Genomic DNA, 22,295 nt, shown 5'->3' with positions numbered 1-22,295 from the left:
TGCGGCCCCTGGGTCCCGGCTTTCGCCGGGAAGGCGGGGATGTTTGTCCTTCACTTCACCACCTCCTTATACCCCGGCGCCGGGACCGTGCCGACCTTCAGCGGCGAGCGGGCGTTGCGCAGGCTTACCAGCTTCACGACCTCCAGCGCGTCGCCGGGCTTGCCGTCCGACGTCACGGCCAGGGCCAGCGTATTCCTGCCATTGGGGTTCAGGATACCGGTGGGCAGCACGAAGGTGCGTTGCGGCCCGACATCGGCGATGAACTGGCCCATGTTCCAGCCATTCAGGAAGATCAGGACGCGATAGGCACCGGTCGAGCGCGGCACGGACGCATCCCCGAACGACAGGCCCACGGCGCTGTCCTGACCCTTGGGCAGGTCGAGCATGAATTCCGTGCGGTACCAGACGGTGCCCGGCTGGGCGCTGGTGGCCGGAACCGCCGCCTTGGTCCAGCCCTTGTCATCAAAGCCCGGCAGGTGCCAGCCCAGGCGTTCGCCATACTGGCCGCCATTGTTGAAGACACCGCGCACCGGATCGGCAATATCCTCGCCCCCCAGATTGCCCTGGATCTTCCAGGCGATGGGCAGGGCGAAGCTCTTGCCCGTCGGGCTGGACAGCGACGCGGAGATCAGGCCGCGCGCCTCCTTGTGCAGATCGTCGACGTCCAGGTCCCAATGGTGGGAATTGTTGCGCACCATCACCGACAGGACACGCTCGCCCGGTGCCTGCATATCCTCCGGGATGGTGAAGGTCGCAAGGCCCTGGCCCGGCGGGCGCGGCAGGCCGGTGGGCAGCACATGCTGGCCGATATAGCGCCCGTCCAGCCAGACCTGCAGCATGCCCGCACCGCCGGCCCCGTAATGCAGCTCCAGCTTCGACACGCCGGCCTGGGCCGTATAGCGGCCGCGATACCAGACATCGCCATGGTGGAAATTGTAATCATCCATGTTCAGCAGCGGCTGACCACCCGGCGGCTTCACGAAGCTGGCGGTGCGGCCCGGCTTGGCGCTTGCCCAACTGCTATCGTCGAACTCCTTGGCGGCCTCCGGCGATCCGGCCTGGAAGCGCCACTCGGCCTGGGTCAGGTCGGGCAGCGTCACCGACACCGGTCCCGCCAGTTCCTTCCTCGCCACCAGACTGCCGCCGGCACCCTTGTCCATCGACACGGAAGACCCGTTCCAGCGCACGGCGGTGACACCGGCCGGCGCCCACACTTCCAGCGGGCTTTGCGTCTCCGTATCGCCGGTCAGGTCCAGGGTCTTGCCCTTGATTTCTGCCGTGCGCACCAGGGTCGGCCCGCGCTGCAACAGCACGCCATCCTTGGTCTCCTGCCGCCAGAACGTCTCGGCGGTGGGGAGGTCAGCGATCAGCAGGGTCAGGTCGGGCCTGCCGCCGCCGCTGATCCGCACCCGGGCCAGACCCTGATGGCTGTAATTCAGGCGCAAATCGCCCTTGGCCGCGTCGAACACGCTGTCGACCTTGCCGTCCAGCAATGTGACGGTCGGGGCGGAAGCGTAGCGCAGCACCGTCTCCCCATCCTCCCCCTTGCGGCCATAGAACAGGGCGAGGTCGCCCGCACCAAAGCGTAGATGGGTGAACAGTTCAGAGGTGGAATAGACCAGCCGCTGGCGTTCCAGATTATAGCCCGCCAACCACAGCTTGGCGTCATGGCCGTTCAGGCGCAGCGTGCCGGCCTGCGGGATCGTATATTCCCCGTCCGGCAGCGTGGCCTTGAAATTGAACACATCGTCGGTCTGCGCATTGTTGGGCGCATGCGCGGCGACCAGCAGGCGCGTGCCCGTCTCAGGGTTCACATTGTGATAGAGCCGGACATTGGGGCTGCTGGGCGTCAGGCCCGTGGCCCGGTCCATCTGCGCCAGATCCTTCACGGTCTGGAGGAAATGGCCCATCAGCTTGATGCCGCGCGCCTTCTCCCGCAGTCCCCGCGCCTCGTCGATGGCGGAGCCGTAATCATAGGAGGTGTAGACCACAGGGGCCGGCATCCAGCCCCAGCTCGTCCCGCCATAGGTCATGTAGAAGCTCTGGATGGTCAGGCCGTTGGCGATGTTGGTGCCATAGAACACCCGCTGATAGGCCGACCCCAGCCGCTGCGCGTTGCAGCCATAGGCACCGTTGCTGCCCCAGTAATCGAACCAGCCGCCACCATATTCGGCTGCGAAGCCTGGTGTATTGGGCGACGCGCTGGCCCCGCCCGACGCCCCGCCGGGACCGTAAAGGCCCCAGTCCGGCGCCAGGTTCGGCTTGCCCACCGTGGCGTCGACGTCGCAGGAACCACCCGGATAGCCGTCAAAGGCGTACAGGTCGTTGGGCCCTTCCACCGTGCCCGGCACATTGCTGCCCTTGGGCACCCAATTGCCGTTGCGGCCCTTGTCATTGTGGAAGATCGGCACATTGATGCCGTCGGCGCGCGCCTTGTCATACAGGTGCTGCATGTAACGCGCTTGCGTGGGCTGCGTCACGTCCAGTTCGTTTTCGATCTGATAGGCGATGACGCTGCCGCCGCCATCGGTGATCTGGTGCTTCTTCAGAATGCCGTTGATTGCCGTCAGCCATTCATCCGATGCCGCCAGATATTCCGGATGGTCGGTGCGGGCCTTGGCCTGCTGCTTGACCAGCCAGGACGGGAAACCACCGCGCGTCACCTCGGCATTCATATAGGGGCCGGGCCGGACGATGACGTAAAGCCCCGCCTCCCTGGCCATGGTCAGCACGCGGTCCATGTCGCGCACGCCGGTGAAGTCGTACACGCCGGGCTTGGGGGAGTGGTAGCCCCAGCCGAAATAGATGGCGACGGTGTTGTAACCCGACGCCTTCATCTTCTGGAACACGTCGCGCCACAGGTCGGGGCTGGGCAGGCGGAACGGGTGCATCTCCCCGCCCCAGCTGAAAATCCGCTCCCCGCCGACCTTCAGCGAATAGCGATCCCAGGTGACGGTTGTCGTCGGGGCCGGGACCACGGCCTTCTTGTCATCCCCGCCGTCGCGCAGGACGGTGAAGTGCCGGGCCTTGCCCGACAGGCCGCCCGGCAGCTCCACCTTGGGCGCCCATTGGCCGGTGAAGCCGGGGCCGATGCTGTCGGAGTACCAGTAGCGCTTTTCGATATACTGGTCGAAATAGAGGCGCCAGCCGCCGTCCGGACGCTTCACCAGCGACGGGCCTTCCACGAAATTACCCCAGCCAGCCCAGTCGCCCGTGCGGGTGAACACCCAGGGGCCATCCAGCTTGGGGGCGGTCGCCAGCTCGATGAATTTCGTCGTCTCGTTCTTGATGAAGGCGTAATAACGCCCGTTCTCCTGAATGATCTTGGCGTCGATATGGTTGGGGCCCAGTCCGTGCATCATCGACGGTTCCGTCCAATTGGACAGGCTGTCATCGATGGCGGTCAGGCGCCAGGTCTTGAACTGTCCGTTCGGCCCGTTGGTCGAGACGGCCAGGATGATATGGACGCTGCCATCCTCATCCATGAACCATTCCGGTGCCCAGGAATTGGTCGTGCCGGGAATGGTGATCTTATGATTGCCCAGGAAGGTCCATTCCTTAAGGTCCTTGGACCGGGCGAAACCGATCTGGTCGTTGTTCCAGTCGGTCGTATAGGTGACATAGTACCAGCCATCCTTGTGCCGGATGATGCTGGGGTCGCGCAGCAGGCCCGATGGCGGCTTGAATGCCTCGGCCTTGTCCAGCGTGAAATTTACCGCATCGGTAGAGCGGTAGACCGACATCGACTTGGCGTCGCCATTGGTGAAGGCGGTCAGGATGTAGCCGGGCGCATCCGCCGCCACGGCCGGCAGCAGCGGCAGCGGGGCCAGCAACAGGGCAAGCGCCAGGCGGCGCGCGTTCTTCCGGATGAATTGCATCGGTATCGCCGCCTGGATCAGGGGAAATGGAACATGCTGGGCAACGGCACCTGCACGGGGCTGTTGTCCGGATTCACATCCATGATGTCGGCCATATAATCCCACCAACGGCGCATCACCGGCAGGGTGGGCAGCGCGTCGGCCTTGTTGTCCGGCGTCAGCCGCAGCACAGCGAACAGCGATAGACTCTCTTCATCCAGGAAGATGGAGTAATCATAGATGCCGGCGTCGCGCAGCGCGTCGCCCAGGTCCGGCCACAGCACGTCATGGCGGCGTTTATATTCCGCGACGTGGCCAGGCTTCAGTTTCATGCGGAACGCAATCGGCGTCATGGATCCACTCCCAGGTTTTACGGTCTGGCCCTTCTTTGGGGCCTGCATATGTCATACAATTAAGTCATACAATGTGGATATGCATCACACAATATGAGATTTCGGCGCATGGCGGATTTTGCGGGGATCCGGGCGGCGGCCTTGTGAGCAATGATAACTAATCCCATATTATGGTTTATAATTCTGAAATATGAAAAATGTACTTGCATGATGGGACAGGGTCCGTCAGTATCGCCCACGCCATTCCGGCCCCCTCTCTTCTCCCGCCCATGACGGGGATGAGCAAAGGCGCCGGCTACAGGACCGGCCGGTGGCCCCCCACCGCCGGTATCCGGGCTGTTCCGAACCTGTCGGACCCCCGGATACGCAGGTGATATTTCACCTTGCTTCCCTCCTATGCCTCCCCGGTCGGGTGCTGCCCGACCGGGGGATTTTTTCCGAAGGGGGGATTTGCAACAGTTTGACAAATTTCTGAACACGTATCCCACAATACGCTTTCACGCATCATATTTTGGTATTATATTATTTATGGGATGAGCTTCCATATCCTGAGAGAAGCACCGGGACGAACGATCACCGGTGGCTGACGCAACAAAAACACCCTGGCCGCCCGTCCGTGGCGTCCGACCTGGGGAGGAGTTGAGAGATGATGTATGCAAAGGGCCGCGCGGCGCGGTCTGGAAAACTGCTGGCTGGCGCCAGCATCGGTCTCGCCCTGACAGCGGTTACCATGACGGCCCAGGCGCAGGACGCCCCGGCCGCCAGCGGCGGCGGCGTGGAACTGGAAGAGATCATCGTCGTCGGCACCCGCGCCTCGCTGCAATCGGCCATCGACCGCAAGAAGAGGGCCAATACCGTCGTCGACAGCCTGGTGGCCGAAGACGTGGCCTCCTTCCCCGACAAGAATGTCGGCGAGGCTTTGCAGCGCATCACCGGCGTCCAGCTCTCCCGCGCCTTCGGCGAGGGTGAATCGGTCTCCATCCGCGGCGTCGAACCCGATCTGAACCGCGTGGAAATCAACGGCGTGTCCGTCCTGGGTGGTGCCGGCACTGGCAGCCGCGGTGCGGACCTGCGCGACATGGCGTCGGAACTGATCAAGTCCATCGACGTGTTCAAGGGCTTCACCGCCGACATGACCGAAGGCGGCGTCGGTGGCACCGTATCGGTGCAGACCCGCCGGCCGCTGGAATTGCGGGAGATGCTGTTCTCCGTCTCCGCCGCCGGCCAGTATCTGGACCTGCAGAAGAAGGTCACACCGCGCGGCAACCTGACCTACGGCGACAAGTTCCTGGATGATCGCCTCGGCGTGCTGGTCAACGTCACCTATGATGATGTCGATACGCGCGGCGACTTCCTGCGCAACACCGAATGGGTGGCGCTGGCCGATTACGACAATTCGGCCGAGAAGACGCGCAATGTCGCGGGCTACGAGAGTGTCGCTACCAAGGCTGCCTGCGCCAGCCAGAGCACGGCCGCCAACCGCACCAGCTGCGAATCGCAATGGTACGACCTGTCGCCGCGCATTCCGCGCTATGGCATGTGGTACCGCAACGACAAGCGCATGTCGGCCATGACCACGATCCAGTACCGCGTCACGGACGAGCTGGATGTCTATGCCGACATCAACTGGAACAAGCGCGACCAGTTCCTGACCGATTACAACTATTCCATTGATCTGACGGCTGCTGCCCGCATCAACCCGGCCGGCGTGACGGTGGATGACAACCACAATGTCATCGCCCTGACGACGGCCGCGACGGCGCCCAGCAGCACCACCGGTGCCGGCAACATCTTCGGCTCGCAGATGCGTGGTTTCGACTACACGCTGGAGTCCAAATATTATACGGGCGGTTTCAACTGGGCCGGCGACCGTCTGTCGGCTTCGGGGTTCTATTCAACCTCCGAATCCACGATGTCCAGCGAAACCAACTCCGTCGCCATCAGCGCCACCGTGCCCGGCGTCGGCGTGACCTTGTCGGACAGCGGCATCCCCAGCTTCACCTTCCCCACTGCCTTCGATCCGACGAACCCGGAAACCTACCGCAATGGCGGTGCCGCCGTGCAATACCGGCCGGAAGAGGTGGAGACCAGCGAGGATTCGGCCAAGCTGGATCTGGACTACGACCTGGATCGCTGGGCCCTGACCACGCTGGAGGTCGGCGGTCAGTGGCGCAAGACCGGTTCGCTGCGTTATGCCGGCGGCGGCTATACGGCGCTGGACGGCACTGTCGTCCCGTCAGCCAACGTCACCTCCAACGTGGCGCTGGGTGCCACCAATAACGGCCTGATCTGGACCCCGCAGAAGCTGGTGGACTTCGTGCGCGCCACGGCGCACCTGACACCGCAGAATTTCTACAAGGGCTATAAGGGCAATATCGGCAACGTCCCGCGCGGCTGGATGGCGTCCGACGTCTCCTTGATCGGCGACTGGTTCGATACGTCCGGCTTCAACCACAACCTGATCCGCGAAGCTAACGGCTATAAGCAGGTCCCCGCGCATGACATCAGCGAGGAAGTGTCCGCTGGCTATGCCAAGGCCAATTTCGAGTTCGATATCGGCGACATCCCGGTCAGCGGCAATTTCGGCGTCCGCTATGTGGAAACCGACATCACCGCCACCGGCGCCCTGACCCGCCGCGAGAACCGCCAGACCGGCACGACCAGCACGGGCTCGCCCATCACCTCGATCGTGACGGTGGGCGTGACGGAAGTCGCCATCGCGGAGAAATATTCCGACACGTTGCCGGCCTTCAATATCAGCTTCGGTGTGGTCCCGGACGAGGTGATCGTGCGTCTGGGCTGGGCCAAGGTGATGGCGCGCCCCAAGCCCACCGATCTGGTGCCCGCCGCCAACTGCCTCTATGACCTGACGGAAGCCGGCAAGGCCGACAATCTGCTGGATACCTGCACGTCCGGCAACCCGGCGCTCGACCCGTACCGCGCCGACCAGTACGACGTCAATGTCGGCTGGTACGTCAATGCCGACACGCTGCTGAACGCCTCTTATTTCTATAAGGACGTGAAGAGCTTCATCCTGTCGCGCACGCTGGTCCGCAATGTCGATCTGTTCAATGACGGTTCGCTGTTCGACGTGACCATGCCGATTAATGGCGGCGGCGCCAAGCTGGACGGCCTGGAACTGTCGGCCCAGACGGCCTTCACCTTCCTGCCGTCGCCGTTTGACGGGTTCGGCGCGTCGGTGAACTACACCTACTCCCGCGCCAAGGATGTGGGCCTGTTCAACTCGCTGGATGGCACGGAACTGCCCTTCCCCGGCCTGTCGAAGCACAGCTACAACCTGATCGGCTATTACGACAAGGACAACATCAATGTCCGCGTCGCCTATAACGGCCGGACCAAGTGGCTGCAGGCTGCCGCCGAACGCTCGGGCAACCCGGTGTTCCGCGATGGCACCGGCTATCTGGATGCCAAGGCCACCTACCGCCTGAACGACACGGGCATCTCCTTCTTCATCGAAGGCAAGAACCTGACGGGCGAGGCCGAGCGCACCACCTCCGGCGACGATATCCGCCTGGGCGAGCTGGCCTATTCCGGCAAGCGCTACTATGCCGGTGCGTCCTACAAGTACTGATCGGGCTTGTTTACAAGGGAAAGGCCGGCGAAGCGATCCGCCGGCCTTTTCTATTTCGGGGAGTGGCAGATTGTTCGTTAGATCGGTTTACCTCTGACTGGACACGCCCTGTTCGCGTCATCCCGGCGCAAGCCGGGACCCAGGGGCCATAGGATCAAACCTATACGCTGCCTTGATCAAGGCGGCTGAAAGGGGGACGTCATCAGCGTGTGTCACCGGTCCCCGGCAGCTTCATGCCCGTACCCAGGAAGTAGCTGGTATGCGGCGGCTGGTTGTAGGCGACATTCTGCCAGGCGACACCCAGCCGGTAGACCGGGTCCTGCATCAAGGTCACCAGCCGGTGCTCCGTGGGGAACGGCGTGGTGTAGATGCGCAAGCTGCTATTGTCCTTGGCCCGCCAGATCACCTCTTCCCGCCAGTCGCCGATAATGTCGGCCGACAAAGTCGGCGTCGCCTTGGTGCCGTTGTTGGACGACACGTCGGATGGCGACAGCAGCGGCACTGCCTCCCCCTTCTGCCAATCCCACTTGGAAATCTGTTCCTTGTCCAGCAGTTCGCGCGACAGGTCGCCATCCCACCAGATACCGAAATTCACCTGTTTGGGATGGGTGGCGGCGATCACCGCCCCTTGCGCGCTGTAGAGATAGGGGCTGTTGCTGGCCCAGGCCTCGGCCCCCGGCGACCGCGGGTCAATATCGATCGCCACGCCGCGGCCGGTATCCTTGTCGGTGGGCGTGGACCACAGAACCTTGCCGGTGGCGGCGTCCAGCATGGCGGCGCCGATGCCGCCATTGCGCGACGGCACTTCATGCACGCCAAACTTCTCCAGACCGGGGCGCAGCGGGTCCAGGTCCGACACATGCATGGTATCGCCATGCAGCAGCCCCGCCGACCACAGGCCGGTACCATCATCATCCAGGGCCATGGAGCCATAGATGATCTCGTCCTTGCCGTCGCCATCGACATCGGCTGCGGAAAGCTGATGGTTGCCCTGCCCGCCGAACGCCTCGTTCCCCGGTGTGGCGCTGTCAAACTGCCAGCGCGGCGTCAGCTGGCCATCGCGCCAGTCCCAGGCCGCCAGGGTGGTGCGGGCATAATATCCGCGCGCCATGACGATGCTGGGCAGCTTGCCATCCAGCCAAGCCACGCCGGCCAGGAACCGGTCCGACCGGTTGGCATAGCCGTCGCCCCACACCGCCTGCATCTGCTCCGGCGTCGGGTCGCTGGTGTCGGGATGGCGCGCTGGCCAATAGGGCGCGCTGGCCAGGGCCTTGCCGGTGGCGCCCTGGAAGACCGTCAGATATTCCGGGCCCTTCAGGATGCGACCCTGGATGCGAGCCACCTTGCGCCCGTCGGGCGTGGTGGTGGCACCGGTACGGTCGGCCTGCGGCACCTCCCCACCATCGGCACGCCAATCGGCATTGGCGTCACCCAGCACAGCACCCGTGCCATCCACGGTGCCGTCACTGGTGCGCATGGCCAGTTCCGCCTTACCATCGCCATCGAAATCGAAGACCAGGAACTGGGTGTAATGGGCACCGGCCCGGATGTTCTTTCCCAGATCGATGCGCCACAACCGCGTGCCATCCAGCTTATAGGCATCCAGGATCACCGGGCCGGTATAGCCGCCAAAGGCATTGTCCTTGGAATTGGTGGGATCCCATTTCAGGATGATCTCATATTGCCCGTCGCCATCCAGATCGCCGATACTGGCATCATTGGCATTGTAGCTATAGGCCTCCCCCGCCGGGGTCACGCCATCGGCCGGCGGCTGCAACGGGATCGACAGGTACCCGTCACGCCAGACAGTGGCACTGGCACCCATCGCTGCGCCTGTCCGCCGCACCTCATAGCGTGCGGAGCCATCGGCGCCCTTGTCCAGGAAGCTGGTGGCCCGGGTCAGCGGCCGGGCGTTCAGTTTCCGGCCGTCACGGTAAAGGTCGAACCCGGCACCCACCGGGTCATTCGCCAGCAGGCGCCAGCCGACCAGCACACCATCCTCCGCCGTCACCGCCACGACGCCGCGGTCCAGCGTCTCCATCTGTCGCGCCTGCGCGGGTACCATGGCCACGCCGCATAATAGGACGGTGGCCAGCCATTTCCGGGTTGTCATGTTTCCTCCCTGATCCGGTTTTGCCTTACCTTACCCATATTCATATGATAATAGAATTCCAATATTAAGGATTGAATACCACATTGTGGAAATCATAAATGTCCGTAGGTCAGGTCGAGCCGCAGGCAAGCCCTGATAGACGACGACGCCACTGTGCGTCAGGGCTCGGCTGGCGCCTCGACCTGACCCACGGCAAAAGCAAACCAACGGGAAGGAAACAGCGATGGGCACACCAGGCTTCAACCGGCGGCATTTCATGCAGGCCACCGCCCTGACGGCCTTGGCCTCGGGCACCGTGGCAACGATCGGGGGGAAGGCGGCGGCCAAGCCCAAGGCACCGGCCACCCCCGTCGGCTGGATCGACGGCAAGCCCCCTGCCCGCCAGCTGGGCCAGACCTGGGGCACCCCCTGGCCCCAGGGCCTGTACAAGCCCGCCCAGCGCTTCCGACTGACCGACGGGGCGGGCGCGGAGGTGCCGGTGCAGAGCTGGCCCATCGCCACCTGGCCGGACGGGTCGCTGAAATGGTCGGCGCACAGCATCGGGGCCGACCGCGCCGACCTGTCGGGTCTGGAACTGTCGGCCGGCAAGGCCAAGGACCCCGCCCTGCCCGTGACGGTAACCGAAGGTGCCGACGCCATCACCGTGACATCCGGTTCCCGGCAATGGCGCATTCCGCGATCCGGGGACACGCTGATCGACCGGGCGACCGTCAATGGCAAACCCGCCTTCCGCGACCTGCGCCTGCTCTGCCTGTCGCAGGATCAGCCCGACCTGACGGAGGCTGAAACGGTCAGCCAGCGCCGCTCCATCGGCATGGTGAACTCGGTAACCGTGGAACAGAAGGGCCCCGTGCGCGCCCTGGTCCGCCTGGACGGTGCCCACCGCGATGGCGAGCGTTCCTGGCTGCCCTTCACCATCCGGCTTTATTTCCATGCCGGGGCGGAGTCGGTGCGCATTCTGCACAGCTTCATCTTCGACGGGGATGAGAACAAGGATTTCATCCGCGGCCTGGGCGTCACGGCGTCGGTCCCCCTGTCCGACGCCCCCCATGACCGCCATGTCCGCTTCACCGGCGAAGGCGAAGGCTTGTGGGCCGAAGCCATCCGCCCCCTGACCGGCCTGCGCCGCGATCCCGGCAAGGATTATCGCCAGGCCCAGATCGACGGCCGCGCCGTCCCGGCGCTGGATGCCATGGCGCCCACCGTGTCCAAGCGGCTGGACCTGATCCCCACCTGGGGCGATTTCACCCTGACCCAGCCCAATGCCGACGGCTTCGCCATCCGCAAGCGCACCAAACCCGGCCATGGCTGGATCGACGCCCAGGCCGGCCGCCGCGCCGGTGGCCTGGCCTATGTCGGCGGGGCCGCCGGGGGGGCGGCCCTGGCCATGGGGGATTTCTGGAAGCGCCACCCGGCGCGCCTGGATATCCGCAACGCCGCGACCGACAGCGCGGAACTGACCGCCTGGCTCTGGTCGCCGGACGCGCCCGCCATGGATCTGCGCTTCTACCATGACGGGCTGGGCATCAAGACCCACCCACAGGAGCGTGAGGCCCTGGAAATCACCTATGAGGATTATGAGGAAGGCTGGGGCCGGCCCTATGGCATCGCCCGCACCAGCGAACTGCATCTCTGGTCCCTGCCGGCCACCCCGGCGCGCGACTGGTTCACGGAGGTGGCCGGGGCGCTGACCACCCCGCCGCGCCTGATGGTGCCGCCGGCCCGCCTGCGCGCGGTGGCGATCTTCGGCGACTGGGACCTGGTCAGCCGCGCGACCCCGGCGCGCGCGAAGATCGAAGATCAGGCGGACTTCCTGCTGAACCTCTACCGTGATCAGGTGGAACAGCGCCGCTGGTACGGGTTCTGGCATTATGGCGACGTCATGCATTCCTATGATGTGGACCGCCATGAATGGCGATACGACATCGGTGGCTATGCTTGGGCCAATTCCGAACTCTCCCCCGACCTCTGGCTCTGGTACAGTTTCCTGCGTACGGGCCGGGCGGATGTGTTCCGGCTGGCCGAAGCCATGACCCGGCACACCGGCGAGGTCGATGTCTGTCATCTGGGCCCGTACAAGGGCTTCGGCACCCGCCACGGCGTGCAGCATTGGGCCGACAGTTCCAAGCAGCCCCGCGTGTCGAACGCCGCCTATCGCCGCATCTATTATTACCTGACGGCGGATGAGCGGGTGGGCGACCTGATGCATGACCTGATCGACAGCGACCAGACGCTGGCCAATGTCGATATCAGCCGCAAGCTGGAGAACCCGGCACCGGCCGGCGTCATCGAATGCGGCTTCGGCACCAGCTGGTCCTCCCTGATCGCCGCCTGGCTGACGGAGTGGGAGCGCACGGGCGACAAGCGTTGGCGCGACCGCATCGTTAATGGCATGCGCACCATCGCCGCCTTGAAATATCGCTGGCTGGCCGGCGGCGCGCCCTATGACGTCAAGACCGGCAAATTCTCCAGCCCCGGTGACAAGATCGGCATTTCCCACCTGTCGGCCGTGTTCGGCGCGGTGGAGGTGCATGCCGAGCTGCTGGCTTTGCTGGACGAGCCGGAATACCGGGCCGCCTGGCTGGAATATTGCACCGTCTACAATGCGCCCCCGGCGGAATTCAAAGCCAGATACGGGCTGGACGTGAAGGGCCGCGGCCTGCGCCTGGCCCATTCCCGCCTGACCGCCTATGCCGCCCACCATCTGAAAGACCCGGCCCTGGCCGACCGCGCCTGGAAGGAATTCACCGACAGGGGCGAACAGATCGCAGGATCCGTCACCCGCATCGCCGGCAACGCCGTCCTGAACCCGGTGGACGAGGCGGCGAACATGTCCACCAACAGTGTCTCGCAATGGGGCTTGGCGGCCTATCAGAACCTGGCCCTGATCGGGGACAGGCTGCCGGCGGGGTGATGGATGGGGCGCGTCCGTGCGGGGCGTGCCCTTTCCCCCTTCTTGGTAGTTTCCTGGGTTGCACGCTGCCCGCTTGCCCCGACCCTGCCGCCGGGTCCTAACTGCTGTCCGGTTTCCGGCATCCCAAGGATCATCCCATGCGCTTCGACCTGCGCGAGTTGCCGCCCGCGGCGCGATACAAGATCATGACGTCGGCCATCACCCCACGCCCCATCGCCTGGGTGACCAGTATTTCGGCCGACCGCGTACGCAACGCCGCCCCATTCAGTTTTTTCAACATGGTGGGCGATGATCCGCCGCTGCTGGCGCTGGGCCTGATGCACCGGCCGGACGGGCGGCTGAAGGATACGGCGGCCAATATCCTGGCGACGGGCGAATTCACCGTGAACCTGGTGTCGGAGGCCGACGCCCAGCGCATGAACCGCTGTTCCGCCGACGCGCCGCCGGACGTGGACGAACTGGCCTATGCCGGGATCGAAACGGCGCCGTCCAGCCTGATCCGCCCGCCGCTGATCGCCAGCGCCCCCGTCAGCTTCGAATGTCGCCGCCATATGGTGATCGAGACCGGCCCCCGCCAGACCCTGGTGCTGGGGGAGGTGCTGGCGGCACATGTGGCCGACCGTTTCGTGCTGGACGCCGCCAGCCACCATCTCGACACGCCCGCCATGAAGCTGATCGGCCGCACCCATGGCCGGGGCTGGTATGTGCGCAACGGGGAAACCTTGCAGATGGACCGGCCAGCCTATGATCCCGATTGGAAGCGCTGAAAGGCATTTTCGACAGCCAGACCAATGACATCGCTATCATGGCCGGATTTCCGCCATTTTCAGCGACGTTAACGGTAACAAGAAGCGTGCCATCTTCCCTTAACGTCAACTATGTCGGTCCGGCATATCAGTGTTCATTTATATAAAATTCGATGAAAATTGACAGCGGGCGGCGTCTCGGTTAATTCCTTTTAACAGATGACATCGATACCATACATGACGCCCAATCCATGATCCGGGGGGCGGCGATGCTGGTTTCGTTCCCATCACAACCAGGCCGGCACGTACCGGGACCCTCATCCAAAGTCGGGTGGGGCTATGTCCTCCTGCGTCGCAGCCATAAGAACCGGAAACGCGACAGGAAACCCGTGCCCATGCCCCCCGTGCTTTTGAAAACCTGACGAAACCCACCCGTCGCCCCTGAAAACAGCGGCGACCCCACGCGCTGAAATCAGCCAGGCTGGACCCGACCCCGGTTCCGGTCGTGAGGAGCCTTGTCCATGCAGGACCGAATATTGGGTGGGCTGAAAGTGCTCATCATCGACGATGACAGTTTCTATCGCGGCCTGCTGCGCCGGATCGTGCAGCAATTCGGGAACATGACGGTCGAGGATATCGGCACGCCCGACATGGCCGTGCCCATCATCGAGCATTTCAAGCCCGACATCGTGCTTTGCGACATCGAGATGAAGCCCATCGACGGGATCGAGGTGCTGCGCCGCATCCGCGAGAACCCGGTGACCATCAACCTGCCTGTAGTGATGGTCACCAGCCACGCGCAAAGCGACTTGGTCCTGGCCGCCCGCCGGCACAAGGCCTCGGGATATCTGGTGAAGCCCGTGTCCCTGGCCGACATCAAGTCGCGCATGATCGCGGCATTGGCCGCCCACAATGTCATCCGCCGTTCCGGTCATTGACCACTCATATCCCTGGAAGACCATCATGAAGAAGATCCACACCGCCAGCCTGCTGGCCGCAATGCTGTTCGCCGCCCTGCCCGTCGCCACCAGCGCCAAGGAGCTGAGTTTGCGCGCCGATGCCTGGTGCCCCTATAATTGCGAGCCGGGCAAGGCGCCGGGATATCTGGTGGAAATCGCCGGCATGGCCTTGGGTGAGGCCGGCCACAAGGTCGATTACAAGCTGATCGCATGGAGCGAGGCGCTGGCCCAGGTGCAAGCCGGGCGCTTCACGGCGGCCGTGGGCGCCAGCGCCACGGAGGCGCCGTCCCTGGTCTTCCCGCGCGAAAGCCTGGGCATTACCCAGACCATCCTGGTCACGCTGAAGGGCCACGGCGTCCATGCCACGGGCTTGAAAAGCCTGGACGGGCTGCGCATCGGCTTCGGCGCCGACTATTTCTATGAGGAGAGCGTCAACGCCTATCTCGATGCCCACAAGAAGGAACCGCGCCTGGTGGCGGTGGGCGGCGACAATCTGACGGAGGATCTGATCCGGCTGCTGGTGGACGGCAAGGTCGATGCCATCATCGAGGATGTGAACGTCATCGATTATCAGGCGGAAACCAAGGGCTATCAGGGCATTTTCGATTATGCGCCGATCGGCAAGCCTTCCTCCGTCTCCATCGGCTTCTCCCCCGCCGACCCGGATGCCCGCATCTATGCCGCCCTGGTTGATGCCAAGGTCCGGCAGCTGCGCGCCTCGGGTGAACTGAAGCGGATCATGGCCCGCTACGGTCTGCGGGAACCCCAGTGACCTGGCTGGACGGGGTGATGATCCTGGCCGCCCTGCTGATGGGGGCCGGGATCATGGGCGCCATCCTGCGCCTGCACACCCTCTACCTTGAACGCCAGCGCCATCTCCTCAACAAGCTGGTGGAGAAGCGGACATCCGAGCTGCGCCATGCCCTGGCGGCCCTGGAGCGCTTGGCCGGCATCGACCCGCTGACGGAGGTGATGAACCGCCGCCGCTTCATGGAGATGGCGTCGGCGGAATTGGCCCGGGCATCGCGCAGCGGCCGTTCCCTGGCGGTCGCCATGCTGGATCTGGACCATTTCAAGCAGATCAACGACCGGCATGGCCACCAGGCGGGGGACGAGGCGCTGGTGCTGGTGGCGCGGCTGTTGTCGGCGCAGTGCCGGGGCAGCGACCTGGTGGCCCGCTTCGGCGGGGAGGAGTTCGTGCTGCTGCTGCCGGAGACCGATCTGGCCGGCGCCATGATCATGCTGGAACGTGTGCGCGCATCCATTGCCGGGGCCATATTCCACTATGGCGGCCGTGCCATCACTCTGACGGCCAGCATCGGTCTGGCCATCCGGAGCGATCGGCCGGAAAGCCTGGACCGGCTGCTGGCGCGCGCCGATCAGGCGCTTTATGCGGCCAAGCGCGGCGGGCGCAACCGGGTCGTCGCGTCCTGAAACCCTGTACCGCGATTTGACGTCTTTCCCAGCACGGCACCCATCACTAAGTTTTGTGGGCACAAGCACAGCCCCCGAGATGATCATCCATGGCCTCCCCCCTCGCCCCCGCCCTTGCCGATATCCGCGCCCTGCTGCTGGACGGGGACCGGCTGGTGCGTGCCGTGGCCGGCGGGCGGATGCGCACCATGGACCCGCCCTGGCGGCGGGTGGAACTGCGGCCCGTCGCCCTGAAGTCGGGCCCGCATCTGCAGGTCGTCGCCTATGATGACCGTCAGGCCCATACCAGCAACGCCGCCTTCGGCCCCGCCGCGGAGAAGGCGGTGGACGATCTGCTGACCCTGGGTCTGGGCACCTGGCATGTGGAGACCCTGGACGCCACGGTGCAGCTGCGCGTCACCAAGAAGGGCGAGGCGATGATCAGCCGCACGGCGGCGTCCGCCCCGAAGGAACGCGCGCTCGACCATGACCGGGCCAAACCGCGCCTGCTGGACCCGGCCGATCCCTTCTGGCGGGCGGTGGGCATTGCCGACCCGGAAGGCCGCATCAAGCCCACCCGCCAGGACAAGTACCGGCAGGTGGAGGAATTCATCCGCGCGCTCGACGCCGTGCTGAAGGGCGCGGAGTTTCCCGAGGACCGGAAGCTGCGCGTGGTCGATCTGGGTTGCGGCAACGCCTATCTCACCTTCGCCGCCTATCGGTTCCTCTCCCATGTGCGCGGGCTGGACGTCGATTTCACCGGCGTCGATACCAAGCGTCAGGCGCGGGAGCGCAACACCGAACTGGCCGCCAGCCTTGGCTGGGACGGGCTGCATTTCATCGAGGGCACCATCGCCGAGGCCCCGGTGGAGGGCGCCGATATCGTGCTGGCCCTGCATGCCTGCGACACCGCCACCGACGACGCCCTGGCCCGCGCCGTGTCCTGGGGCGCGAAATATGTGCTGGCCGCACCCTGCTGCCATCATGATCTGCAAAGGCAGCTGCGCAGCAAAGAGGCGCCGGCCGCCTATGGCCTGCTGACCCGCCACGGCATCCTGCGCGAACGCTTCGCCGACATGCTGACCGACGCGCTGCGCGCCAGCCTGATGCGTCAGGCCGGGTACCGGACGGAGATCATCGAATTCGTGCCATCCGAACATACCCCGCGCAACACGCTGCTGCGGGCCGTGAAGACCGGGGCGGCGGCGGACCGCAAGGCGGTGGAGGAGTACCAGACGCTGGTCCGGGAATGGGGCGTGACCCCCAAATTGTCTGCGCTGCTGGGGGCAGAGGCGGGGTTCTGACGTGAACCGTAGGTCAGGTCGAGGCGTCAGCCGAGCCCTGACAGAACAGGCATTTGGCCTTTTCTGTCAGGGCTCGCTCCGCTCGACCTGACCTACATCTTCCTCAGCCGTGGGCCAGGATGGCCAGCAGCAGCAGCGCCACGATGTTGGTGATCTTGATCATCGGGTTCACGGCGGGACCGGCCGTGTCCTTGTAGGGGTCGCCCACGGTATCACCGGTCACGGCCGCCTTGTGCGCGTCCGAGCCCTTGCCGCCATGGTGCCCCTCCTCGATATATTTCTTGGCATTGTCCCAGGCGCCGCCGCCCGACGTCATGGAAATGGCGACGAACAGGCCGGTGACAATGACGCCCAGCAGCATGGCGCCGACGGCGCTGAACGCCGCCCCCTTGCCCGCGATGGCGGCGACCACGAAATACAGCACCACCGGCGCCAGCACCGGCAGCAGCGAGGGGATGATCATCTCCTTGATCGCGGCCTTGGTCAGCATGTCGACGGCGCGGCCATAATCGGGCTTGGACGTACCGGCCATGATGCCGCTATCCTCGCGGAACTGGCGGCGCACCTCCTCCACGACGGAGCCGGCGGCCCGGCCCACGGCCGTCATGCCCATGGCGCCGAACAGATAGGGCAGCAGGCCGCCCAGGATCAGACCGACGACGACATAGGGGTTGGCCAGGCTGAAATCCACCGTCACCCCCTCGAAATAGGGATATGTCGCGGCATTGGCGATGAAGAACTTCAGATCCTCGTTATAGGCCGCGAACAGCACCAGGGCGCCCAGACCGGCCGAGCCGATGGCATAGCCCTTGGTGACGGCCTTGGTGGTGTTGCCCACGGCGTCCAGCGCGTCGGTGGTGACGCGCACTTCCTTGGGCAGGTCCGCCATTTCGGCGATGCCGCCGCCATTGTCGGTGACCGGGCCATAGGCATCCAGCGCCACGACCATGCCGGCGACCGCCAGCATGCTGGTCACGGCGATGGCGATGCCGAACAGGCCCGCGAACAGGAAGCAGACGATGATGGCGACGCAGATCACCAGGGCCGGCAGGGCCGTGGCCTCCATCGACACGGCCAGACCCTGGATGACGTTGGTGCCGTGGCCGGTCGTGCTGGATTGCGCCACCGACTTCACCGGGCGGTAATTGGTGCCGGTATAATATTCGGTGATCCAGACGATCAGACCCGTCACCACCTGCCCGACGACGGCACAATGGTAAAGGTCGCGGGCCGTGAAGGCCACGCCCGCACCCGTGGTGAAGGCCGTGTCGAAGCCCTGCGGCAGCACCCAGTGCGTGACCGCCGCGATGGCGCCCAGCGACAGCACGCCGCAGGCGATGAAGCCCTTGTAAAGGGCGCCCATGATGTTGTTGGACGATCCCAGCTTCACAAAGAAGGTGCCGATGATCGAGGTGATGATGCAGGACCCGCCGATGGCCAGCGGATAGACCAGGGCGGAGGACAGCACATCCTGGCCGGCGAAGAAGATGCTGGCCAGCACCATGGTGGCCACCACCGTCACCGCATAGGTTTCGAACAGGTCGGCGGCCATGCCGGCGCAGTCGCCGACATTGTCGCCGACATTGTCGGCGATCACGGCCGGGTTGCGCGGGTCATCTTCCGGGATGCCGGCTTCGACCTTGCCCACCAGATCAGCGCCCACATCTGCACCCTTGGTGAAGATGCCGCCGCCCAGGCGCGCGAAGATGGAGATCAGCGAGGCGCCGAAGCCCAGCGCCACCAGCGCGTCGATCAGCGTCCGGCCGGTGATGCCCATGCCGCTCAGCACGAAGTAATAGCCCGCGACCCCCAGCAGGGCCAGACCCGCCACCAGCATGCCCGTGACGGCACCGGCGCGGAAGGCCAGCGACAAGCCCTGCGCCAGCCCCTGGCGCGAGGCTTCGGCCGTGCGCACATTGGCACGGACGGAGATGTTCATGCCGATATAGCCGGCGGCGGCGGACAGTACCGCGCCGATGATGAAGCCGATGGCGACGTGGATGCCCAGCAGAAAACCCACCAGCACGGCGATCACCACGCCGACAATGGCGATGGTGGTGTATTGGCGGTTCAGATAGGCATTGGCGCCGATCTGGATGGCCTGGGCGATTTCCTGCATGCGGGCATTGCCCGGACTGGCGGAGAGCACGGCACGCGCCGTCACCAGCCCGTAAAGGATGGCCAGCACCCCGCATGCCAGCACGAAGTACAACACTTGCGTGGTCATGTCGTTTCCTTACCCTGTTGAAGATGCCGCTTCTGTTTTGATGACCGGACGGCCGGCGGCATTAGACGGGCGCAAGCATGCCATGCGTTTTTGGATGCGGCAATACGCCGCCAATGAATAATGGGCATGGAAAAGCGTTTAGCGGCGTCGCGATGCGCCACAACGGGGTATGCAACGCCCTTGTCAATAGACGGGCCGCTGGCTGACCGACTGGATCAGCACGTCATGCACGACGTCGGGGCCCAGCACCTTCTCGGTGGTTTCCATCAGTTTGGTCTTCAGGGCCGGGATGTTCAGCACCTGGCCATCGATCACCTGGCCCTTGTCGATGCCGCCATAGAGTGCCTGGACATAGGCATCGACCAGACGCGGGCTCTGCACGCGCACCAGATCGCGGGTGACATCGTCATCCACTTCCAGGCTGACGGTGACCATGATGTTCTGTTCAACGGTCTTGGCGCCCAGCACCGGCACGATCATCGGGCCGACCTGCACAAAGACGGGCGGGCCGGTGCGCTCCTTCTTCTTGGACTTCTCCTCGACATGTTCCTCACCCTCCTTGTGGGGCTTGGGGCCGAACATGACATAGCCGCCCACGCCGGCACCGATCAGCACCAGCAAAGCCAGGATAAGCAGGATGATCTTCTTCATGGGAACAGGCGCCTTTCAACCGCTGGCACCATCATAGCACCTCGGGTCCGCGGTCATCAGGGCCAATTGCCGGGAGGCGGGCAGGTATGACCGGATGGGTGTGAACATCGTTCACACCCATCCGGTCTGTCAAGAAAAACACCGAATTCATGGTCAGTTCCTGCCTTCCCGGCGAAGGCCGGGAAGGCAGGAAAGGTATTCTCAATGGTTATCCCTGGGCACGCCATACGTCTCGGCGATGCGCTGGAACTGCACGGCGGGCTCCAGCACCGCGCCATCGCCCAGTTGCCCCACCATGCGGCGCTGGATTTCCTGCCAGGGGGTTTGCGATGCCGGATAGACATAGCCGCCGGCCGCTTCCAGAACCCGGCGCCGCTCCGCGATCTCTTCGGCCGGGATCAGGATGTCGGCCGTACCACTCGTCAGGTCGATGCGGACCCGGTCGCCGGTGCGCAGGATGGCCAGATTGCCGCCGGCCGCCGCCTCCGGCGAGGCGTTCAGGATCGAGGGCGATCCCGACGTGCCCGACTGCCGGCCATCGCCGATGCAGGGCAGAACGCTGACGCCCTGCTTGATCAGATAGGCGGGCGGACGCATGTTCACCACCTCCGCCGCCCCCGGATAGCCGATGGGGCCGGTGCCGCGCATCACCAGGATGTCGTCCGCGCATATGTCCAGGGCGGGATCATCGATGCGGTGATGGTAATCCTCCGGCCCGTCGAAGACGAAGGCCTTGCCTTCGAATGCTTCCGGATCAGCCGGGTTGGACAGGTACCGGTCCCGGAATTCCTGGCTGATGACGCTGGTCTTGACGATGGCATTGTCGAACAGGCTGCCGCGCAGAACGATGAAGCCGGCATCCTTCTTCAAGGGATTGTCGAAGGTGCGGATCACCTCGGGCATCTCGATCGCCTTGCCCCGGCAATTCTCACCAATGGTGCGGCCATTGGCGGTCATCGCGCCCTCGCGGATCAGGCCCTGTTCCATCAGCTGATTGACCACGGCCGGCACGCCGCCGGCATGATGGTAATCCTCGCCCAGATAGTCGCCGGCGGGCTGCAGGTTCACCAGCAGCGGGATCTTGTGACCATAGTTCTGCCAGTCGTCCAGCGACAGTTCCACGCCCATATGCCGGGCGATGGCGGCCAGATGGATGGGGGCATTGGTGGAGCCGCCGATGGCGGAATTGACGACGATGGCGTTCAGGAAGGCGTCGCGCGTCATGATGTCCGACGGCTTCAGATCCTCCTGCACCATGCCGACGATGCGCTTGCCCGTCTCGTACGCCACCTGCTGGCGCTCCCGGTATGGTGCCGGGATGGCGGCGGAGCCGGGCAGCTGCATGCCCAGGGCTTCGGCCAGCGAATTCATCGTCGTGGCCGTGCCCATGGTGTTGCAATAGCCGGTCGACGGGGCGGAAGACGCCACCAGGTCGATGAAGCCCTTATAGTCAATCTCGCCGGCCGCCATCATCTGGCGCGCCTTCCACACGATGGTGCCGGAACCGGTGCGTTCCCCCTTGTGCCAGCCATTCAGCATGGGGCCCACCGACAGGGCGATGGCGGGGATATTGACCGTGGCGGCAGCCATCAGCATGGCCGGCGTGGTCTTGTCGCATCCGATGGTCAGCACCACCCCGTCCAGCGGATAGCCGTAGAGCAGTTCCACTAGACCCAGATAGGCCAGGTTGCGGTCCAGCCCGGCCGTCGGGCGCTTGCCTGTCTCCTGGATGGGATGGACGGGGAATTCGATGGCGATGCCGCCGGCCGTGCGGATACCCTCACGGATGCGCTCGGCCAGGACAATGTGGTGGCGGTTGCAAGGCGACAGGTCGGACCCGGTCTGGGCGATGCCGATGATCGGCTGTCCCGACTGCAATTCCTCGCGGCTCAACCCGAAATTCAGATACCGCTCCAGATATAGCGCCGTCATGTCGGCGTTGGCGGGGTTGTTGAACCATTCCTGCGACCGCAGGCGGCGGGGTGCGGCACCCTGCACGACCTGATCCTTGGCCATCACGCGTCTCCCTGAGAACCTCCGGACCCCGCCCACGTGGCGGCCCCGGCTCTTCTGGGAATAGCATGGGCTTCAACCAAATTCTATTATTATCATATTAATCAGCGAAACCGCCACCATCCAGCCAGGACACCCCCTCGCCACCCACAA

General features: G+C 64.6%; 13 protein-coding genes. 7 read left to right on the top strand and 6 right to left on the bottom strand.

What is annotated here, in order from left to right; translation table 11 throughout:
• Window positions 1-50: 50 nt before the first annotated feature.
• Both AC1Q7F_RS13430 and AC1Q7F_RS13425 read right to left on the bottom strand, forming a co-directional pair.
• Entirely contained in the window at window positions 51-3,878 is a 3,828-nt protein-coding gene (locus AC1Q7F_RS13430; RefSeq protein WP_492507577.1) for a beta-galactosidase, read from the bottom strand.
• Between the two features lie 17 nt (window positions 3,879-3,895).
• Entirely contained in the window at window positions 3,896-4,210 is a 315-nt protein-coding gene (locus AC1Q7F_RS13425) for an L-rhamnose mutarotase (protein ID WP_492507575.1), read from the bottom strand.
• 646 nt (window positions 4,211-4,856) lie between these two features.
• Here AC1Q7F_RS13425 and AC1Q7F_RS13420 point away from each other — a divergent pair.
• Window positions 4,857-7,802 (top strand): TonB-dependent receptor, encoded by a 2,946-nt coding sequence (locus AC1Q7F_RS13420; protein ID WP_492507573.1) that lies wholly within the window; start codon window positions 4,857-4,859, stop codon window positions 7,800-7,802.
• 202 nt (window positions 7,803-8,004) lie between these two features.
• Here AC1Q7F_RS13420 and AC1Q7F_RS13415 read toward each other — a convergent pair whose 3' ends face one another.
• The gene (locus tag AC1Q7F_RS13415) at window positions 8,005-9,915 is read right to left on the bottom strand and encodes a rhamnogalacturonan lyase (RefSeq protein ID WP_492507571.1); all 1,911 of its coding nucleotides are present in this window, start codon (window positions 9,913-9,915) and stop codon (window positions 8,005-8,007) included.
• Window positions 9,916-10,138: 223 nt separating this feature from the next.
• Between AC1Q7F_RS13415 and AC1Q7F_RS13410 the strand changes: the two genes are divergently transcribed.
• From AC1Q7F_RS13410 to AC1Q7F_RS13385, 6 genes are all read left to right on the top strand, one after another.
• Window positions 10,139-12,829 carry an exo-rhamnogalacturonan lyase family protein gene (locus AC1Q7F_RS13410; protein ID WP_492507569.1) on the top strand — a complete coding sequence of 897 codons (2,691 nt, stop codon included), beginning with the start codon at window positions 10,139-10,141 and terminating at the stop codon, window positions 12,827-12,829.
• Window positions 12,830-12,966: 137 nt separating this feature from the next.
• Window positions 12,967-13,596 (top strand): flavin reductase family protein, encoded by a 630-nt coding sequence (locus AC1Q7F_RS13405; protein WP_492507567.1) that lies wholly within the window; start codon window positions 12,967-12,969, stop codon window positions 13,594-13,596.
• 500 nt (window positions 13,597-14,096) lie between these two features.
• Window positions 14,097-14,513, top strand: coding sequence for a response regulator (locus AC1Q7F_RS13400; protein WP_492507565.1), 417 nt, complete (start codon window positions 14,097-14,099; stop codon window positions 14,511-14,513).
• A gap of 25 nt (window positions 14,514-14,538) precedes the next feature.
• Window positions 14,539-15,306, top strand: a complete 768-nt coding sequence (locus tag AC1Q7F_RS13395; RefSeq protein ID WP_492507563.1) for a substrate-binding periplasmic protein — start codon at window positions 14,539-14,541, stop codon at window positions 15,304-15,306.
• Entirely contained in the window at window positions 15,303-15,968 is a 666-nt protein-coding gene (locus AC1Q7F_RS13390) for a GGDEF domain-containing protein (RefSeq protein WP_492507561.1), read from the top strand. The genes AC1Q7F_RS13395 and AC1Q7F_RS13390 overlap by 4 nt, the downstream gene beginning before the upstream one ends.
• An 89-nt stretch (window positions 15,969-16,057) precedes the next feature.
• Window positions 16,058-17,251, top strand: a complete 1,194-nt coding sequence (locus AC1Q7F_RS13385; protein WP_492507559.1) for a class I SAM-dependent methyltransferase — start codon at window positions 16,058-16,060, stop codon at window positions 17,249-17,251.
• 103 nt (window positions 17,252-17,354) lie between these two features.
• On the opposite strand, the gene AC1Q7F_RS13380 is transcribed toward AC1Q7F_RS13385, so the two are convergent.
• The 3 genes from AC1Q7F_RS13380 to AC1Q7F_RS13370 all read right to left on the bottom strand — a co-directional run bounded on the left by AC1Q7F_RS13380 (window position 17,355) and on the right by AC1Q7F_RS13370 (window position 22,145).
• Entirely contained in the window at window positions 17,355-19,478 is a 2,124-nt protein-coding gene (locus AC1Q7F_RS13380; protein ID WP_492507557.1) for a sodium-translocating pyrophosphatase, read from the bottom strand.
• Between the two features lie 183 nt (window positions 19,479-19,661).
• Entirely contained in the window at window positions 19,662-20,129 is a 468-nt protein-coding gene (locus tag AC1Q7F_RS13375) for a flagellar basal body-associated FliL family protein (protein WP_492507555.1), read from the bottom strand.
• Window positions 20,130-20,330: 201 nt separating this feature from the next.
• A complete protein-coding gene (locus AC1Q7F_RS13370) occupies window positions 20,331-22,145 on the bottom strand; it encodes an IlvD/Edd family dehydratase (RefSeq protein WP_492507553.1) in 1,815 nt (604 codons plus the stop codon).
• Window positions 22,146-22,295: the final 150 nt, after the last annotated feature.

This window comes from Niveispirillum sp. GW835-FHT14G11 (assembly GCF_058793615.1).
The sequence above is the reverse complement of the archived record's forward strand: the minus strand, read 5'-3'. Positions and strand labels throughout refer to the sequence as shown.

Coding starts and splice junctions, on each gene's coding strand:
- AC1Q7F_RS13430 (WP_492507577.1), bottom strand. CDS start 3,878: ATGCAATTCATCCGGAAGAACGCGCGCCGCCTGGCGCTTGCCCTGTTG.
- AC1Q7F_RS13425 (WP_492507575.1), bottom strand. CDS start 4,210: ATGACGCCGATTGCGTTCCGCATGAAACTGAAGCCTGGCCACGTCGCG.
- AC1Q7F_RS13420 (WP_492507573.1), top strand. CDS start 4,857: ATGATGTATGCAAAGGGCCGCGCGGCGCGGTCTGGAAAACTGCTGGCT.
- AC1Q7F_RS13415 (WP_492507571.1), bottom strand. CDS start 9,915: ATGACAACCCGGAAATGGCTGGCCACCGTCCTATTATGCGGCGTGGCC.
- AC1Q7F_RS13410 (WP_492507569.1), top strand. CDS start 10,139: ATGGGCACACCAGGCTTCAACCGGCGGCATTTCATGCAGGCCACCGCC.
- AC1Q7F_RS13405 (WP_492507567.1), top strand. CDS start 12,967: ATGCGCTTCGACCTGCGCGAGTTGCCGCCCGCGGCGCGATACAAGATC.
- AC1Q7F_RS13400 (WP_492507565.1), top strand. CDS start 14,097: ATGCAGGACCGAATATTGGGTGGGCTGAAAGTGCTCATCATCGACGAT.
- AC1Q7F_RS13395 (WP_492507563.1), top strand. CDS start 14,539: ATGAAGAAGATCCACACCGCCAGCCTGCTGGCCGCAATGCTGTTCGCC.
- AC1Q7F_RS13385 (WP_492507559.1), top strand. CDS start 16,058: ATGGCCTCCCCCCTCGCCCCCGCCCTTGCCGATATCCGCGCCCTGCTG.
- AC1Q7F_RS13380 (WP_492507557.1), bottom strand. CDS start 19,478: ATGACCACGCAAGTGTTGTACTTCGTGCTGGCATGCGGGGTGCTGGCC.
- AC1Q7F_RS13375 (WP_492507555.1), bottom strand. CDS start 20,129: ATGAAGAAGATCATCCTGCTTATCCTGGCTTTGCTGGTGCTGATCGGT.
- AC1Q7F_RS13370 (WP_492507553.1), bottom strand. CDS start 22,145: ATGGCCAAGGATCAGGTCGTGCAGGGTGCCGCACCCCGCCGCCTGCGG.